This window comes from Bordetella muralis (assembly GCF_054781015.1).
On record NZ_BAAGVF010000008.1, the window covers coordinates 1,054,339 to 1,070,644 of the forward strand.

11 protein-coding genes are annotated in these 16,306 nt (G+C 61.1%); 3 read left to right on the forward strand and 8 right to left on the reverse strand.

Going from position 1 to position 16,306, the window contains the following annotated elements:
* Positions 1-109: 109 nt before the first annotated feature.
* Genes ACYVIT_RS22555 through chvE form a run of 6 tightly spaced genes read right to left on the reverse strand, consistent with a single transcriptional unit; the run spans position 110 to position 7,495 of the window.
* Entirely contained in the window at positions 110-958 is an 849-nt protein-coding gene (locus ACYVIT_RS22555; protein ID WP_415804705.1) for an SMP-30/gluconolactonase/LRE family protein, read from the reverse strand.
* Positions 955-1,908, reverse strand: a complete 954-nt coding sequence (locus ACYVIT_RS22560; RefSeq protein ID WP_415804706.1) for a Gfo/Idh/MocA family protein — start codon at positions 1,906-1,908, stop codon at positions 955-957. Before ACYVIT_RS22560 ends, ACYVIT_RS22555 begins: the two co-directional genes overlap by 4 nt.
* Positions 1,908-3,650: an IlvD/Edd family dehydratase gene (gene araD, locus ACYVIT_RS22565; RefSeq protein WP_460478289.1), complete on the reverse strand. Its 1,743-nt coding sequence runs from the start codon at positions 3,648-3,650 to the stop codon at positions 1,908-1,910. The genes ACYVIT_RS22560 and araD overlap by 1 nt, the downstream gene beginning before the upstream one ends.
* Before the next feature lie 45 nt (positions 3,651-3,695).
* Positions 3,696-4,898 (reverse strand): multiple monosaccharide ABC transporter permease, encoded by a 1,203-nt coding sequence (gene mmsB, locus ACYVIT_RS22570; RefSeq protein WP_415804708.1) that lies wholly within the window; start codon positions 4,896-4,898, stop codon positions 3,696-3,698.
* A complete protein-coding gene (mmsA, locus tag ACYVIT_RS22575; protein ID WP_415804709.1) occupies positions 4,895-6,430 on the reverse strand; it encodes a multiple monosaccharide ABC transporter ATP-binding protein in 1,536 nt (511 codons plus the stop codon). Before mmsA ends, mmsB begins: the two co-directional genes overlap by 4 nt.
* A gap of 9 nt (positions 6,431-6,439) precedes the next feature.
* Positions 6,440-7,495, reverse strand: coding sequence for a multiple monosaccharide ABC transporter substrate-binding protein (gene chvE / locus ACYVIT_RS22580; RefSeq protein WP_415804710.1), 1,056 nt, complete (start codon positions 7,493-7,495; stop codon positions 6,440-6,442).
* Between the two features lie 156 nt (positions 7,496-7,651).
* Between chvE and ACYVIT_RS22585 the strand changes: the two genes are divergently transcribed.
* Complete coding sequence (locus ACYVIT_RS22585) at positions 7,652-8,593, forward strand: LysR family transcriptional regulator (protein WP_415804711.1); 942 nt, start codon at positions 7,652-7,654, stop codon at positions 8,591-8,593.
* 58 nt (positions 8,594-8,651) lie between these two features.
* Here ACYVIT_RS22585 and ACYVIT_RS22590 read toward each other — a convergent pair whose 3' ends face one another.
* Complete coding sequence (locus ACYVIT_RS22590; protein WP_415804712.1) at positions 8,652-9,341, reverse strand: hypothetical protein; 690 nt, start codon at positions 9,339-9,341, stop codon at positions 8,652-8,654.
* Positions 9,342-9,434: 93 nt separating this feature from the next.
* Entirely contained in the window at positions 9,435-10,283 is an 849-nt protein-coding gene (gene fghA / locus ACYVIT_RS22595; protein WP_415804713.1) for an S-formylglutathione hydrolase, read from the reverse strand.
* A gap of 177 nt (positions 10,284-10,460) precedes the next feature.
* On the opposite strand from fghA, the gene ACYVIT_RS22600 reads away from it, so the two are divergent.
* Positions 10,461-11,177 (forward strand): hypothetical protein, encoded by a 717-nt coding sequence (locus tag ACYVIT_RS22600; protein ID WP_415804714.1) that lies wholly within the window; start codon positions 10,461-10,463, stop codon positions 11,175-11,177.
* A gap of 376 nt (positions 11,178-11,553) precedes the next feature.
* Positions 11,554-16,290, forward strand: a complete 4,737-nt coding sequence (locus ACYVIT_RS22605; RefSeq protein WP_415804715.1) for a glutamate synthase-related protein — start codon at positions 11,554-11,556, stop codon at positions 16,288-16,290.
* Positions 16,291-16,306 lie beyond the last annotated feature (16 nt).

Below are 16,306 nucleotides of genomic sequence, written 5' to 3' on the forward strand. Positions count from 1 at the left end.
TCTATTAATACGAGTGCTAATTCGACTGCCGCAGTGCATCAAAGTTCAATCCGAGTCACGCCTTCCGGGGTCATGCACCAGGGCGGCCGAGGCAGCAGGACGGACAGAATCACAGGGAAAAGGCGGGCTCGTCGCGTCCCCGCGCAACCGGCCCCAGGTCGAAGGTCTGACCGGCCAACGGGTGAGCCGCGCGCACCTGTGACGGCATGCCTTCCCACGCCGAAGTCACATACAGGCGGCCGGCCCCGAATGCCGGGCAGGTGGGCTGAGGCGAGGGCAGATCGCGGCGAGCGAGGCAAGCGCCCCCTGCGTCATAATGGCCGACGCAACCCGCGCCCCAATGCGCGATCCAGAGCGCGCCGTCTGCGTCGGTGACTGCACCATCGGGATACAGCCCTGCCGCGGCAAAATCCATGAACACCTGCGGTTCGCCTAGCGGCCAGCCCGCAGGATCCAGCGTCCACTGCCACACGCGCTGGATCGCCGTGTCGGCAAAATACGCACGGCTGCGATCCGGCGCAAAGCAGATCGCGTTGGGTATCGTCAGCCCGGCCCTCATGCGCACCAATCGGCCCTGGAAAAAACGGTAAAGGGCGCCAGCGCCAGGCTGGGCCTGCTTGCCCATGGTGCCGATCCAGAAACCGCCCCATGGGTCGGCGCGGCCATCGTTCGAACGTGTCGTGGCGTCTTGCGCCTCGATTTCCGCCACGAGAGTACGCTGCCGGCTATCCAGATCAAAGCACCACAGACCGGTCTCGGAGGCCAGCAGCAGCCGACTGGCATCGATCCATGCAGCGGCTGAATGCCGTTCGAAAAGCTCGGCCTCGTAGATACCATCCGTTCCCCGCCCCAACAGACGGTTGTCCAGAATGTCGAACCAAAACAGCATTTCGCGTCGGGGATGCCAGAGTGCGCCCTCGCCGAGATGGCACGGACGGCTGTCGAAAACCGTGCTCATGCCGCTGGACCCGTGGTCACGGCTGTGCTGGCAGACAATGACAAATCGAAGGGCGAAATCACCGTACGTCTGCCGAGGCTGAGCGCATCGGCCACATGCACCATAGGCATCAGGTCGACCTCGGATTCGCCGTTGGCCACCAGGTCGGCCATGCGGGCATACAGTGCCGGGTACTCTCCCGCGATGTTGTCCTGCCCGGCGACCGCTTTGCCGTTGATCTCCAGCACATTGCCGCCCAGGCGCAGGGCGAGCTTGCCCTGATCGGTATCGATCTCCATATCCCAGGTCTGCGGCCCTGTCTGACGCCAATCCAGCTCTGCGTACACGTTGCCGGAAAACTGCAAGCGCGCAGCAATAGGCACGTGCCAGTTCTCGGGCACCTCAAGCGAGGCCGACTGCAGATACACGGGCGCGGGCAGGATCTCGGTGAGGATGGAGAAAGCATTGATACCCGTATCGAACACACCCATCCCCCCAGGCTGCGACACCCAGATCTGGCCGGGATGCCAATGCCGCACGTCTTCCTTCCAGACGATGCGCGCGGCGCTGACGGTCTTGCCAGCCAGCCACACCTTGGCTGGCGCGACGGCGTGAGCGAGGCGCGAATGCCAGGTCGTGTAGATCGTCAACCCGCGCTGTCGAGCCAGGGCGGACAGGATCTCGACTTCAGCCAGAGTCGCACCGGGCGGTTTTTCGAGCATGATATGGCGTCCTGCCTCCAACGCCCGGTACGCATAGTCGAAACGCGCCGCGGGCGGCACACACAAGGACACAACGGGAATATCGGGATTTTCGTCCAGGAAGCGGTCGAAATCCGTATAGGCCTTGACGCCATTCACACTGCCCTCCTGCGAGACCGTCGCCGCCAGACGCCAATGCGGCGAGGCCTGCAAAGCAGGCACATGCTGGGCCTGGGCGATCTTTCCCACACCTACGAGCGCGATTTTCATCAGTGGGACTCCTTGCCGACCGCCGAGCCTCGGCAACCTTTCAGAAAATCGAGGTCGGCACCAGTATCGGCACCGCCGACATGCTGTTGGTGCAGCCAGATATAGCCGGTGGACACAGGCTGATGTACTGGACGCCAGGTCGCCAGCCGCTCGGCCAGTTCGACGTCCGACACCTCCAGGATCAGCGATCGAGCGTGCACGTCCAAGGAGATCATGTCTCCGGTACGCACCACCGCCAACGGGCCGCCCGCTGCCGCCTCCGGCGCGGCGTGCAGAATCACTGTGCCATAGGCCGTCCCGGACATGCGCGCATCCGAGATTCGCACCATATCGGTAATCCCCTTGCGCAACACCTTGGGGGGTAACCCCATGTTGCCGACTTCGGCCATGCCTGGATAGCCTCGGGGGCCACAGTTCTTCAGGACCATGATGCAGGTTTCGTCGATATCCAGCGCCTCGTCGTTGATCTTCGCCTTGTAATCGTCGATGTCTTCGAAGACAACCGCGCGTCCTCGGTGCGTCATCAGGTGGGGACTGGCGGCCGAGGGCTTGAGCACCGCCCCGTTCGGTGCCAGATTACCCTTGAGCACGACGATGCCGCCCGAAGCCGCCAGCGCCCTGCCTTCAGGCAAAATCACTTCCTCGTTCCAGTTGCGAACTTCCTTGACCTCGTCCCACAGCGTGCCGCCAGAGACCGTCAACACGTCTTTATGCAGCAGACCGGCTTCGCCCAGACGCTTGAGCACGACAGGCAATCCGCCCGCGTAGAAGAACTCCTCCATCAAGTACTCGCCCGACGGCATCAGGTTGACGATTGTGGGCACGTCCCGCCCGAAACGATCCCAGTCATCCAGCGTCAAGTCGACCCCGATGCGGCCAGCGATGGCCAGCAGGTGAATGACGGCATTGGTCGAACCGCCTATCGCGGCATTGGTGCGAATGGCGTTCTCGAAAGCTGCCCGGGTCATGACGTCCGACGGTTTGAGGTCATCCTTGACCATCTGCACGATGCGCCGGCCCGATAACTGCGCCAGCACGCGCCGACGGCTATCGACCGCGGGGATCGCGGCATTGCCCGACAGCGCCATGCCCAGCGCCTCGGCCATTGATGCCATGGTCGAGGCCGTACCCATGGTGTTGCAGGTGCCCGAAGAGCGCGACATCGACTGCTCTGCCTGGAGGAAGTCCTCCTGCGTCATTTCGCCAGCCTTGACGGCCTCTGAAAATCGCCACAAATGCGTGCCGGATCCGACGCGCTCACCTTGAAAGTAACCGTTGAGCATGGGCCCCCCGGTCACGACGATGGAGGGCAAGTCGGTGGACGCCGCTCCCATGAGCAAGGACGGCGTAGTTTTGTCGCAGCCGACCAGCAGTACGGCACCATCGATGGGCTGACCGCGCATTGCCTCCTCGACCGCCAGTGCGGCCAGATTGCGATACAGCATCGCGGTCGGCCGGTAGGTGTTCTCGGAAACCGAGAACACTGGTACCTCGACGGGAAAGCCGCCAGCCTCCCAGATGCCGGCCTTCACCTTCTCGGCCAATTCGCGCAGGTGCCCATTGCATGGCGTCAGGTCAGACCAGGTATTCAGGATGCCGATGACCGGACGGCCGTCGAACAAGTCGTGTGGATGGCCCTGATTCTTGAGCCAGCCGCGGTGATAGATGACATCGCGCGTATTGCCTCCATACCAATGCTGTGAGCGCAGCGAACGTGGCCAGGGCGCGGGTTGAAAAGCCATAGGGTCTCCCTTTCTTTCTTTATAGTGATTTGATCCGGATCGGGATCAGCTTTGCCTGCGTCGGTTATAGACATCGAAGAAAACGGCGGCCAGCAGGGCGCATCCCTTGATGACTTGCTGGTAGTCGATACCGATGCCGAGAATAGACATGCCGTTGTTCATGACACCCATGATGAAAGCCCCCACCACCGCGCCGATGATCTTGCCCGTGCCGCCCGAGGCCGAGGCCCCACCGATGAACACGGCGGCAATGACATCCAGTTCGAGTCCGAAGCCGGCCTTGGGTGTGGCCGTGTTCAGGCGCGCGGCAAAGATCAGTCCCGCCAACGCCGCCAGGAAACCCATGTTCACAAACGTGAGAAAGGTCAATCGTTCGGTCTTGATGCCCGAGATACGCGCGGCCTTCTCGTTGCCGCCCAGTGCATAAATGCGTCGACCCAGGGTCGTCTTCTCAGTGATGAAGACGTAAATCGCAGTCAGTATTCCCATGGAGAGCAGCACGTTGGGCAAACCGCGAAAACCCGCGAGCTTCCATGTGAAGAACAGGATCGCCACCGAGATGATGGCCAGGCGTCCCACGAAAAACCCCAGCGGCTCTGCGTCAATACCATATCGGCGATTACGCGACCACGCCCGACAGGATGAGTACATCAGCAGCGCCACACCCACGATTCCCACTATCAGCGCGGTGACATTGGGCTTGCCCGCGCCGAACAGGTCCGGCACGAAACCGGTGGACAGCAGTTGGAAGTCGCGAGGAAAGGGGCCGACCGATTGCCCTTGCAGCAGCCACAGTGACAGCCCCCGGAAGATCAACATGCCGGCCAATGTCACGATAAAGGCTGGGATCTTCCAGAACGCAATGAAGTATCCCTGGACCGCACCGATAGCCATGCCGGCCAGCAGGCATGCCGGCACCGCTGTCCAGACGGGCCAATCCTGTTGGACAATCAGCACGGCGGCCAGCGCGCCGACAAAGCCCATCACCGACCCCACCGACAGATCGATGTGTCCCGACACGATCACCATCAACATGCCCAAGGCCATGATGACGATGTAGCTGTTCTGCAGCAGCAGGTTGGTGATGTTGACCGGCCGCATCAGCGTGCCGTCGGTCAGCACCTGAAACATGATCAGGATGGCGACCAAGGCGATCAGCAAGCCGTATTCGCGCACATGCTTCGCAAAATAGGCGCCGACGCTGTTGCGGTTGCCGCCCGGCGCTGACAGGGAAGTCGAGGTATTCATAAGCTCTGCTCCTCGTCGCTGACGATGAGCGACATGATGCGTTCCTGGGTTGCCTGCCCGGCGTCGAGTTCTCCGATGAAAGCGCCCTCGTTCATCACGTAGATGCGGTCACACATGCCCAGCAACTCGGGCAGTTCCGAAGAGATCATGACCACGGCTTTACCCTGTTCGCTCAACTCGTTGATGATTCCGTATATTTCGTATTTCGCGCCCACATCGATGCCGCGCGTGGGTTCGTCCAGAATCAGCGCGTCCGGTTCGGTGAAAAGCCATTTGGACAAGACCACCTTCTGCTGATTGCCGCCGGACAGATTGGCGACCTTCTGAAATACCGAAGGCGTGCGGATGCGCATGATCGTTCGGTATTTTTCCGATATCTCGATTTCGCGCCGACGGTCGATTACCCCTGCGCGAGCGACGCGCTCCAGGCTGGCCAGGGTGATGTTGCGCAAGACCGTGTCCTCCAGAAGCAGACCCAGCGACTTGCGGTCTTCGGTGACGTAAGCCAGGCCGGCCTTGATGGCCCTGGGTACGTCCGACACATCGACTGGCTTTCCCCGCATTCGCACCTGACCGGAGATATGGCGGCCATATCCACGCCCGAAGATCGACATGGCAAGTTCGGTTCGGCCCGCTCCCATCAGTCCGGCAATACCCACCACTTCGCCGGCGCGCACTGTGAAGGACACATTCTTGATCATCTGCCGGCCTGCCTGCTCGGGATGCCAGACGTTCCAGTCGCGTACCTCGAGCACCGCCTCGCCGGCACGGCGCTCGCGCGGCGGATAGCGCTGCGACATGTCCCGTCCCACCATGTCGCGCACGATGCGGTCCTCGCACAAAGCTTCGGTCGCGGCATCCAAGGTCGAGACCGTCGATCCGTCACGTATCACACTGACCCGATCGGCGACGCGGCGCACTTCGTTGAGCTTGTGGCTGATGATGATGGACGTCACGCCCTGTGCCTTCAACTCCAGCAGCAAGTCCAGCAAAGCCTGGCTGTCCGTTTCGGACAAAGCTGCCGTCGGTTCGTCCAGAATGAGCAGCCGCACGTTCTTGGAGAGCGCTTTGGCGATCTCGACCAACTGTTGCTTGCCGACTCCGAGCGTTCCGACCATCGTGCCGGGCGCATCGGTCAAACCAACCTTGCGCAGCAGTTCTCCCGCCTGGCGAAAGGTTTCGTGCCACGACACCACGCCGCCTGACGCACGCTCATTGCCCAGAAAGATATTCTCGGCAATGGACAACTGCGGCACCAGCGCAAGTTCCTGGTGGATGATGACGATACCGTGCGCCTCGCTGTCGCGGATGGAGCGAAAGCACATAACCTCGCCGTCGTAGGCGATCTCGCCGTCGTAGCTGCCGTGAGCATAGACGCCCGACAATACCTTCATCAGCGTGGACTTGCCTGCGCCGTTCTCGCCACAAATGGCGTGAATCTCGTTATGCCTGACCGCCAGATCGACCCGGTTCAGCGCCTTCACGCCTGGAAAGGTCTTCGTGATGGCGCGCATTTCCAGAAGATAGGCCATAGATGCGACCTACCGGATATCTGATTTCTGGTAATAACCCGACTGGACCAGCACCGCCTCCCAATTGTCTGCGTTGACCACCGTGGGTTGCAGCAGGAAGGCGGGAACGACTTTCACGCCATTGTTGTATGTCTTGGTGTCGTTGACTTGCGGTTTGCCTTCCTTGAGCATCGCGTCGACCATCCCTACCGTGACGCGTGCCAACTCTCGGGTGTCCTTGAATATCGTGGAATACTGCTCGTTGGCGAGAATGGATTTGATCGACGGCAACTCCGCGTCTTGACCGGTAACCACGGGCATACTCTGCCCGCCCGAGCCATATCCCACGCCTTTGAGCGACGAAAGAATGCCGATGGACATGCCGTCATACGGCGACAGCACGCCGTGCAGGCGCTCTTTGGTATAGCTCGAGGACAGCAGGTTATCCATACGGGCTTGGGCCGCGGCGCCATCCCAGCGCAGGGTGCCCACCCTGTCCATGCCGGTCTGACCCGACACGATCTTGATGTCACCGGCATCAATCAACGGCTTGAGCACGGACATGGCGCCGTCGTAGAAGAAATAGGCGTTGTTGTCGTCGGGACTGCCGCCGAATAACTCCACGTTCCAGGGTTTGACGCCGCCAAAGCGCTGCTTCAGCCCGCTGATCAGCGACTGCGCTTGCTCTACGCCCACTTTGAAATTGTCGAACGTGGCGTAGTAATCGACATGTTCGGTGCCGCGGATCAGGCGATCATAGGCAACGACCTTGATGTCGGCCGCCGCAGCGTTCTCGAGTGTGTTGGTCAGCGTACTGCCATCGATGGCAGCGATGACTAGCACATCCACCCCCCGCGTGATCATGTTTTCGATCTGGGCCAACTGATTCGGAATGTCATCCTCGGCAAACTGCAACTGTGTGTCGTAGCCCGCTTCCTGGAACAGTTTGACCATCGCGTTACCGTCCGCGATCCAGCGCGGAGACGACTTGGTGGGCATCGCAATGCCAACGGTCTCGGCAGCGGCCACCGAAACCGCGCACGCCGCCCCGGCCGCCAGTACGGCGGTCACAATTTTCTTGAACATTGTCTTGTCTCCTTTGATCTTTGATCTCAGGCTGGGCTGGTGCTCGCCGGGCCTGCAGCCCCTCGATCTAGGGGTAGCGCATGCATGCTACGCCGCCCAAAACATAACAGTAAAATGCTATTTTTTGACTTTTACATACCAATAAAGGTATGAGATATGCGATCTCGCTTTCTGCTCAAACCCGCGCAGATGCAATTACTCGCGGCAATCGCCGACCTGAACCAGCTTCAACTCGCCGCGCAGAAAATCGCCATGTCGCAACCGGCCGCATCCCGGATGCTGGCCGACATCGAGGCCGCGGCCGGCGGGACGCTTTTTCATCGACACGCCAAGGGCATGGTGCCCACCGAACTCGGCCTGCTGGTCATTCGGCGCGTGCGCGCGTTGTTGCGCGAATTGCATAGCTTGCGAGAGGACATCGAGACCTACCACTCAGGCGGCGGCGGCGAAGTGAAAATCGGGGCGGTGACCGGTCCCGCCGCAGGCGTCCTGGTCAATGCCGTCCGTGCCTTCAAACAGACGAATCCCGGCGCAGTAATCACCGTCGAGGTATTACCTTCGCGCGAGCTGGTTCAGCAATTGGCCAAAGGCGAGCTGGATTTCGCGTTGGCTCGGCTGCTGTCAGAATTCGATAGCCGCGAATTCGACCTGCAGCCCATGCGCGATGAAAAAATCGTATTGCTGGTACGAGCCTCGCATCCCCTGGCACATCAGCACCCGGCCTCGCTGGCAGAGTTGGCGGACTATGAGTGGATCATGCAGGCACGCGGCAATCCGATCCGGGAAACCGTGCTCGAGTGTTTTGGTCAACTCGGCCTGTCCGAGCCGGCCAACATCATGAATTCGCCGTCCCTGGTCTTTACCATTGCCTATCTGCGTACGACCGATGCCATCGTCGCCCTGTCCGAAGAAGTGGCCGAATTACTCACGCAGGACGACATGGGGAATGCCTTTGCCGTGCTTCCGGTAGGCGGCGAAATGCGCGTGCCACCGTACTTCCTGTTGACCTTGCGCAACCGGCCGTTATCACCGGCCGCGCAAAAACTGCGCGAGCACGTGCTCGAGGCCTCGCACGAGGTTCACCAAGCGTCGCGCTGACCGCTCGGGCAAGGCGGCCGGATTGGTCCTTTTTTTCTGAATGGTGCCTTGACCTGCGTTACCAACCCGCTTGGCGCAGCGCATCCTCGGTCGCCTGACCGTCGGGCCGTATCACGACGCCACCCCGGGGGTCCATATAGACCTGGTAGCGCGCTCCGTCGAGCATGGGCATATAGGCAGCACTGCCATATTGAACATCAACAAAAGGCAGCCAGTTCGGGAACACCTTTCTCAACTGAGCCAGATCGGGCACGGGCCAATCGGACAAGTCGTGAACGCTGCGCGTCGCCGTCTTCTCCTGTTCAACGTCACGATAACGCCCGGACAGGCGTTCAAACGCATACAGGGGCGGCGCGCCTGCGAGCAACGCAGGCAAACGCCAGCGTATAACCTTGGCGTCGATCTGCCACTGATCCCCCGAAAGAGGATAAATACGCTCGCCTTTGCCGGGGAGGTCGGTCGTAACCAGGAACTGCCCCGGCGTCTGTTCATGCATGGTTACCGTCGCAACGGGCACATCGGTAGTCAATCGGACGAACTGAACCAGCGTCAATGCCAGCATGGCCGATACGCCTGCCAGGGCGATCAGCAGAACACCGAACAAGCGCCGTATCGGCCGCAGCCTGAATACCCGGCGCCCGGAAGCATCGCGCGGCCCTCCACGCCCGAATAACAGGGCCATCCCCGGTATCAACACAATCAAGGCCGCCAGGGCCATCCAGACAAAGGGGGCAAAACCATTGATCACTAGGCAATCCTCACGTTTGTGGGCGAGGGCGGCCCTGCTAAACGGGCAGCAAGGCGGCCGCCGTCAACAATAGCTCGATTTGCTGGCGTACCGTTAACAATGTTGATCAGCGTGAAACCGCACGTGATCCTGCATGAAGGTAGAAATAAAATAGTACCCATGGTCGTAATCGGCATGACGCCGCAACGTCAGCGGCTGGCCGGCCTGTTGGCAGGCCTGCTCGAATACCTCGGGATACAGTTGCTCGGCCAGAAAACCATCGGCCAGACCCTGATCAATCAGAATGCCGTGCGGAAACGGCTGCCGGGCGCGCGACATGAGCTCGCTGGCATCGTAGGCCCTCCAGGCGTTCATATCGGGCCCCAAATAGCCGTTAAAGGCCTTCTGACCCCATGGACAACGGGTCGGCGCCGCGATCGGCGCAAAGGCGGAGACGGAACGGAATTTGTCAGGATGGCGCAATGCCAGCACCAGCGCGCCATGCCCGCCCATGGAATGGCCAAAGATCCCTACGCGTTGGACATCACCGGGCAAATCCTGGGTGACGATGCCGTATAGCTCGTCGGTCACATAGCTTTCCATCCGATAATGGGTGCTCCAGGGCTGCGCTGTGGCGTCGAGATAAAAGCCCGCTCCGGTGCCGAAATCCCAATCCTGGTCCTCGCCAGCGACGCCAGCGCCGCGGGGGCTGGTATCCGGGGCAACCAGCATCAAGCCATATTCGGCAGCCAGACGTTGCGCGCCGCCCTTTATCATGAAGGTTTCCTCGGTGCAGGTCAGCCCGGCCAGATAAAACAGCACCGGCACTGGCCCCCGTTCTACCTGCGGGGGGACATACACCGAGAATCTCATGGGCAAGCCGATCTGGACCGAGTCGTGGCGGTAATAACGTTGCCATCCACCGAAACAGCGGTGCTGGGAGATCAATTCCAAGTCTGCCATGGCGCAGGGTTTTCCTTACTGGTTGCGTATACGACCGATGTTAACCTGCGTGTCTGACCGCGCTGACAGAGAGAGACACAATTGTCTACGGGTACCATCCCCTCTCGACGGCTGTGGCACTATTTATATATAGTGGTCAACACCACCGTTCTTTCTGGCTTGGTGCCCCTACACGCTATGGCTCGACTGCCCCGTTTGTACGCCCCCGGGTTACCGCAACTGGTACAGGCCAACTTCGTTCAGCCGCTGGCAGCGCCTTCGCAGCCGGCGCCCCAAGAAGTGCTCAACCAATTGGCCGCCTGGCTTGGCGATTCTGCTCAGCGGCACCGCGTTGCGGTGCACGGATGGGTGTTGGCCAACGATCGCATCCTGCTACTGGCGACGCCCAGTGACGAGGAGGGTTTGCCTCGCTTGATGCAGACACTGGGCCGCAATCTGGCGGCTCGCTTGCGCGGCGGGCGGGTTTTTGCCGGGCGTTATCGATCCGCCTTGCTGGAGCCGGGTGTCTGGGTGCTGCCCGCCTTGGTCTGGCTCGAGACTTACCCGGTACGCAGCGGTGCCGCACACGACCCCGATTCCTGGCCTTGGTCATCGGCAGGCAGCCACACAGGCAACACGGCAGCGGCCACGCCCCCGTCGCCGTGGCAGTCTGATCATGCCGACTACTGGGCCTGCGGCAATACGCCGTTTGATCGCCAGGCGAATTACCGTCGGCGCCTGCAAGAGGGCTTGTCGCGTGAGGAAAGCCAGCGCATCGACCAGGCAGTGTCCGGACAGTGGGCACTGGGCGGCGCCGATTTCATTGCCAGCCTGACGCATACCGCCAGCCGCCGCGTCGCCCCCGGCCGACGGGGCCGACCGCGCAAGACGCCCGTAGAAACAAAAACCTCATAGGCTTCGGCGCCAACGCACCGGCTCACATCACAACATGACGTCATGCGCCGCACCATGTGGCGACAACGAGGCGCCGCGAGCGCATTGATTGAAAACTGCGCCGCCATTTCACAACAAAAACGCCCCCTAAAATAGGGACACATAAACATGTTTTTGTCCTGTTGGAAGGTGCCTGCCTCTGACCTAGATTAACGTGAATACATAGGCATTTGATTTTTATATGATTTTAATATGTCCCCATATATTGGCACCAAAACAGTGCCCTGCTTAAATTAGGGACGTACCACATTTATTTTTGTTGCGCCCTAACCCGTACCGCAGTATTGTCGAGACCTTGCACTGCAACATTCCGACGCAGTTCTCTGCGGAGCGCGCTATGTCCTCGAATTCTCAAACCGATTCCTGTCGCCCGGTGGCGACGCCTATTGATGCAACCCGCATCGGCATTCCCGCCGCACAGGGTCTGTACAGCCCTCAGCACGAGCACGATGCCTGTGGCGTCGGGTTCGTCGCACACATTAAAGGGCGCAAGAGCCACGCCATCATTCAACAAGGCCTGAAGATCCTGGAAAACCTGGATCACCGCGGTGCCGTCGGCGCCGACAAGCTGATGGGCGATGGCGCCGGCATTCTGATTCAAATTCCCGACGCGCTTTATCGCGACGAGATGAGCCAACAGGGCATCACGCTGCCGGCACCGGGCGAATATGGCGTGGCCATGATGTTCCTGCCCAAGGAAACCGCTTCGCGACTAGCCTGTGAGCAGGAACTCGAACGCGCCGTGCGCGCCGAGGGCCAGATTGTGCTGGGCTGGCGCGATGTGCCGGTGGACGTCGACATGCCGATGTCGCCTACCGTGCGTTCGGTCGAACCCGTCATCCGCCAGCTGTTCATCGGCCGTGGCGCCGACGTGATGGTACCCGACGCGCTGGAACGCAAGCTCTACGTCATCCGCAAAACCGCCAGCCACGCCATCCAGGCAATGAAGCTGGCGCATGGCAAGGAATATTTCGTGCCGTCGGCCTCGGTGCGCACCGTCGTGTACAAAGGCTTGTTGCTGGCCGATCAGGTCGGCCGCTACTACCGCGACCTGGCCGATCCGCGCACGGTGTCGGCGCTGGCGCTGGTGCATCAACGTTTCTCGACCAACACGTTCCCCGCCTGGCCGCTGGCTCACCCCTACCGCATGATTGCGCACAATGGTGAGATCAACACCGTCAAGGGCAACTTCAACTGGCTGCGCGCTCGCGAAGGCATGATGCAGTCGGCCGTGCTGGGCGATGATCTGAAAAAACTCTACCCCATCGTGTACGAAGGGCAGTCCGATACGGCGACGTTCGACAACTGCCTGGAACTGCTCGTGAATTCGGGCTACTCGCTGTCGCACGCGATGATGATGATGATTCCCGAGGCTTGGGAACAGCATACGCAGATGGACGCGAGCCGCCGCGCGTTCTATGAATATCACGCGGCCATGATGGAACCGTGGGACGGCCCCGCGGCCGTGGCGTTCACCGACGGCCGCCAGATCGGCGCCACGTTGGACCGCAACGGCCTGCGTCCTGCACGCTACCTGATTACCGATGACGATATGGTCATCATGGCGTCCGAAGCCGGCACGCTGTCGATTCCCGAAAATCGCATCGTCAAAAAATGGCGCCTGCAGCCGGGCAAGATGTTCCTGATCGATCTGGAACAGGGCCGCATCATCGACGATACGGAAATCAAACTGCAGCTGGCCAACAGCCGCCCGTATCGCCAATGGATCGAACGCCTGCAGCTCAAGCTGGAAGCCCTGCCCACGCCGCGCCAGGCGGCACAAGCACCCGAATCGTCGATTTCGCTGCTCGATCGCCAACAAGCATTTGGCTGGACCCAGGAAGACTACAAGTTCATTCTGGAACCCATGGCCACGTCCGGCGAAGAAGTCATCGGCTCGATGGGTAACGACGCCCCGCTGGCCGTGCTGTCGAACCGCGCCAAGCCGTTCTACAACTATTTCCGCCAGTTGTTCGCGCAAGTGACCAATCCGCCCATCGACCCCATCCGCGAACAGATGGTGATGTCGCTGGTGTCGTTCATCGGTCCCAAGCCGAACCTGCTGGACATCAACAACGTGAATCCGCCGCTGCGCCTGGAAGTCTCGCAGCCGGTGCTGGATTTCGCGGCCATGGCGCAGATCCGCGACATCGAGCAAGTCACGGGCAAGAAATTCCGCAGCTACGAGTTGGATATCACCTATCCGGCCGCCTGGGGTTCCGAGGGCATCGAGGCCCGCGTGGCCGCGTTGTGCGCTCGTGCAGTGGATGCCGTACAAAGCGGCTACAACATTCTGATCGTGTCTGACCGCCTGGTCGACAGCGAGCGCGTCGCCATCCCGGCGTTGCTGGCCACGTCGGCAGTCCACCAGCACCTGATCCGTTCGGGTCTGCGCACGGCAACCGGCCTGGTCGTGGAAACAGGCTCGGCCCGCGAAGTGCATCATTTCGCGCTGCTGGGCGGCTACGGCGCCGAAGCGATCCACCCCTATCTGGCGCTGGAATCGCTGGGACGCATGGCCGATCCGGAAAAGGCGGTCAAGAATTTCATCAAGGCCATCGGCAAGGGCCTGAACAAGGTCATGTCCAAGATGGGCATCTCGACCTACATGTCCTATACCGGCGCGCAGATTTTCGAAGCCGTCGGCCTGCAACGCAGCCTGGTGGACAAGTACTTCACGGGTACGGCATCGAACGTCGAAGGCATTGGCATTTTCGAGGTCGCCGAAGAAGCTCTGCGCCAGCATCGCGCGGCCTTCAGCAGCGATCCCGTATTGGCCAACGACCTGGATGCAGGCGGCGAGTACGCATTCCGTATCCGCGGCGAAGAGCATATGTGGACGCCGGACTCGATCGCCAAGCTGCAGCATGCTTCGCGTGCCAACAACTACCGCACGTACAAGGAGTACGCGCAGATCATCAACGACCAGACCCGCCGTCACATGACGCTGCGCGGCTTGTTCGAATTCCGTTTTGATCCCTCGCGCGCGATTCCCCTGGAAGACGTCGAACCTGCCAAGGAAATCGTCAAACGCTTTGCCACGGGCGCGATGTCGCTGGGCTCGATCTCTACAGAAGCCCACTCGGTGCTGGCTGTCGCGATGAACCGCATCGGCGGTAAATCGAACACGGGCGAAGGTGGCGAAGACGAATTGCGTTATCGCGCCGAAATGCGCGATGGCAAGAGCACCATCAAGGACGGCGATACGCTGTCGTCCGTCCTGGGCACCGACCGCATCGAAGCCGATGTCCCGCTGAAGGCCGGCGACTCGCTGCGTTCGCGCATCAAACAGGTTGCATCGGGCCGTTTTGGTGTCACCGCCGAATACCTGAGCAGCGCCGACCAGATCCAGATCAAGATGGCGCAGGGCGCCAAGCCCGGCGAGGGCGGCCAATTGCCCGGCCATAAGGTCACGGACTACATCGCCAAGCTGCGTTACTCGGTGCCTGGCGTCGGCCTGATTTCGCCCCCGCCGCACCACGACATTTATTCGATCGAAGACTTGGCTCAGCTGATTCACGATCTGAAGAACGTCAACAGCAAATCCTCGATCTCGGTCAAGCTCGTATCCGAAGTGGGCGTGGGTACTGTGGCCGCGGGTGTGGCCAAGGCGAAAGCCGATCACGTCGTGATCGCCGGCCATGACGGCGGTACCGGCGCATCGCCCGTCTCGTCGATCAAGCACGTGGGCACGCCCTGGGAACTGGGCCTGGCCGAAACGCAGCAAACGCTGGTGCTCAACCGCCTGCGCAGCCGCATTCGCGTGCAGGCCGACGGCCAGATGAAGACCGGCCGCGACGTTGTCATCGGCGCGCTGCTGGGCGCCGACGAATTCGGCTTTGCGACCGCACCGCTGGTCGTGGAAGGCTGCATCATGATGCGCAAGTGCCACCTGAACACCTGCCCGGTAGGCGTGGCCACGCAAGACCCGGTCCTGCGCCGCAAGTTCCAGGGCAAGCCCGAGCACGTCGTGAACTTCTTCTTCTTTATCGCCGAAGAAGTCCGCGAAATCATGGCGCAGTTGGGTATCCGCAAATTCGACGACCTGATCGGCCGTTCGGATCTGCTGGACATGCGTGCCGGCATCGAGCACTGGAAAGCGCAAGGCCTGGATTTCGGCCGCGTGTTCTATCAACCGCAGATCGATACCGAAAAACGCCAAACCGAAGCACAAGACCACGGCCTGGCCGGCGCGCTGGATCACCTGTTGATCGAACGCAGCAAGCCTGCGCTCGAACGCGGCGAGAAAGTCTCGTTCATCACGCCGGTGCGCAACCGCAATCGTACGATCGGCGCCATGCTGTCGGGCGCGGTCGCGGCACGCTATGGCCACGATGGCCTGCCTGATGACACCATCCATATTCAGTGCAACGGCACCGCAGGACAGAGCTTTGGCGCGTTCCTGGCGCATGGCATCACGCTGGACCTGGTGGGCGAAGGCAACGACTACGTGGGCAAGGGCCTCTCGGGTGGCCGCATCATCGTGCGCTCGCCTAATGATTTCCGTGGCTTTGGCCCGGATCACATCATCGCGGGCAATACGGTGCTGTACGGCGCCCTGGCTGGCGAGGCTTTCTTTAATGGCGTGGCAGGCGAGCGCTTTGCCGTGCGCAACTCGGGTGCAGCGACCGTTGTCGAAGGCACCGGCGACCACGGTTGCGAATACATGACCGGTGGTACGGTCGTGGTGCTGGGTGAGACCGGCCGTAACTTCGCGGCCGGGATGTCGGGCGGCGTGGCCTATGTCTGGGATCCGGACCGCAGCTTCAAACACCGTTGCAACCTGTCGATGGTCGAACTGGAAGGCATCGTGCCGCATGCGGAACAGCTGGCGCAAAACGATCAGTCCTGCTGGCACAGCGCTCAGCGCGGTGGCGAACGCGACACCGACGAGGCGATTCTGCGCAAGCTGATCGAGGATCACTTCCGTTATACCGGCAGCTTCCGCGCCCGCGAAATCCTGGGCGACTGGGAAACCTCGCGCGGCAAGTTCATCAAAGTGATGCCGACGGAATACCGCCGCGCATTGGGCGAAATGTGGCGTGCAGCCAATCCTGAACAATTGGCTGCGTAAGGCCTAAGGACCAATC

Excerpts from the sequence above, each read along its gene's own strand:
- fghA (WP_415804713.1), bottom strand. The coding sequence starts at position 10,283 with ATGGCAGACTTGGAATTGATCTCCCAGCACCGCTGTTTCGGTGGATGG.
- ACYVIT_RS22600 (WP_415804714.1), top strand. The coding sequence starts at position 10,461 with ATGGCTCGACTGCCCCGTTTGTACGCCCCCGGGTTACCGCAACTGGTA.
- araD (WP_460478289.1), bottom strand. The coding sequence starts at position 3,650 with ATGGCTTTTCAACCCGCGCCCTGGCCACGTTCGCTGCGCTCACAGCAT.
- mmsA (WP_415804709.1), bottom strand. The coding sequence starts at position 6,430 with ATGGCCTATCTTCTGGAAATGCGCGCCATCACGAAGACCTTTCCAGGC.
- mmsB (WP_415804708.1), bottom strand. The coding sequence starts at position 4,898 with ATGAATACCTCGACTTCCCTGTCAGCGCCGGGCGGCAACCGCAACAGC.
- chvE (WP_415804710.1), bottom strand. The coding sequence starts at position 7,495 with ATGTTCAAGAAAATTGTGACCGCCGTACTGGCGGCCGGGGCGGCGTGC.
- ACYVIT_RS22605 (WP_415804715.1), top strand. The coding sequence starts at position 11,554 with ATGTCCTCGAATTCTCAAACCGATTCCTGTCGCCCGGTGGCGACGCCT.
- ACYVIT_RS22585 (WP_415804711.1), top strand. The coding sequence starts at position 7,652 with ATGCGATCTCGCTTTCTGCTCAAACCCGCGCAGATGCAATTACTCGCG.
- ACYVIT_RS22560 (WP_415804706.1), bottom strand. The coding sequence starts at position 1,908 with ATGAAAATCGCGCTCGTAGGTGTGGGAAAGATCGCCCAGGCCCAGCAT.
- ACYVIT_RS22555 (WP_415804705.1), bottom strand. The coding sequence starts at position 958 with ATGAGCACGGTTTTCGACAGCCGTCCGTGCCATCTCGGCGAGGGCGCA.